The 1,305-nt window shown below is 72.6% G+C and carries 2 protein-coding genes and 1 pseudogene; 1 reads left to right on the top strand and 2 read right to left on the bottom strand.

Features of this window, described 5'->3' with window-relative positions:
* Positions 1 to 100 precede the first annotated feature (100 nt).
* Positions 101 to 736 (bottom strand): hypothetical protein, encoded by a 636-nt coding sequence (locus HW445_RS31320; protein WP_180224156.1) that lies wholly within the window; start codon positions 734 to 736, stop codon positions 101 to 103.
* Between the two features lie 47 nt (positions 737 to 783).
* Here HW445_RS31320 and HW445_RS31315 point away from each other — a divergent pair, with 47 nt between their 5' ends.
* Positions 784 to 972: a DUF5703 family protein gene (locus HW445_RS31315; RefSeq protein WP_151774686.1), complete on the top strand. Its 189-nt coding sequence runs from the start codon at positions 784 to 786 to the stop codon at positions 970 to 972.
* A gap of 63 nt (positions 973 to 1,035) precedes the next feature.
* Here HW445_RS31315 and HW445_RS31310 read toward each other — a convergent pair.
* Positions 1,036 to 1,305: pseudogene (locus HW445_RS31310) on the bottom strand (hypothetical protein); the annotation flags it as partial.

The raw sequence follows: 1,305 nt of genomic DNA, 5'->3' as shown, positions 1-1,305 counted from the left end.
GCCCTCCTGCGCGCGGCGGACCAGACCTGACGGCCGGGCGGCGGACCGCCCACCGCGGCAGCACCGCGGTGGGCGGAGGGGGAGGGGGAGGAAGCGCGGGTCAGCCGAGGTCGTCGTCCGGCTCGTCGTCGAAGACGGCGGAGACGTCGAAACGGCAGACGACCCGCGCGGGATCGGCCCCCTCGAAGGGGACGGAGAGCCAGTCACCCGGCTCCGCCGGCTCGTCCAGCGCCGTGACCCAGAGCGTCGAGTCCCCCTCCTCCAGGCCGAACTCCCGGTGCCGCGAGGCGATCTCGTCCGCCTCGTACTCGCCGAACAGCAGCCCCAGCGCCCCGTGCGCCGTCCGGGAGAACGCGTCGTCGCCGAGACCGCCGACCTCGTCCTCGTCGGCCTCCTCGATCCGCCGGGCGGAGGCCAGCAGGCGCTGCGGGTCGGTGACCGTGTAGTCCCGGCGGATCAGCACGCTGACCGCCTCGGGTTCCGTCGGCCCCTCGTACGGCGGGAGCGACTCCTCGATCCCCGGGATCTCGAACGGCGTGACCTCGTCGTGCACCGTGTACAGCAGCTCGTCGTACACCTCGGCCGCCGCGGCCAACTGGTTGAACGCATCGTGGACGGCCGGGTCGTCCTCCCCCGAACGCTGTTCGACCGCCGCAAGGTGACGGTCGAGCGCGACCTTGACGGCCTCGACGGCGGCACGGACCTCGGCAGCGGTGGGCTGCGCAGCATCAGACATGGTGCAGACGCTATCCGTACCGGGGCGGTGCACGCACAATGGATGCGATGGCCGAATACGAATTTGTCAACGTGTACGTACCACGGGGGGTCTCCCGCAAGGACGCCACCCGCCTGCTGACGGACCACGCCGAGTACGGACACTGGGAGTTGGACCGGCTCACACTGATGCGGGACGGCAGTCGCAGGGTGCGGCTGCGCAGACGGATCATCCGCCAGGTACGCGCGACATGGTGAACGACGGAAGCGGGTCCCGCCTCGGCGGAGCCCGCTTCCGTCGTCCTCACGAGGAGATCTGCGTCACGCCGCGGCGCGCGACCGGCGGTAGAGCAGCGCACCGGCCAGCAGCGCGCCCGCGCCGAGCGTGAGACCGGCGCCCGCCGGGAAGCCCGCGCCGGTCTCGGCGAGCTGCGGCGGGGTGCCACCGTGCGGTGCCGGCCCGTCAGGAGTGCCGGGCGTGTCGGGAGTGCCTGGCGTGTCGGGCGTGTCCGGTGTATCGGGTGTGTCAGGCGTGTCAGGCGTGTCGGGCGTCCCCGGGACGTCCGGCTTCTCGGGCTTGCCCGGCTTGCC

Source organism: Streptomyces sp. UH6 (assembly GCF_013421635.1).
Taxonomy (GTDB): Bacteria; Actinomycetota; Actinomycetes; order Streptomycetales; family Streptomycetaceae; genus Streptomyces; species Streptomyces abyssomicinicus.
The sequence above is the reverse complement of the archived record's forward strand: the minus strand, read 5'-3'. Positions and strand labels throughout refer to the sequence as shown.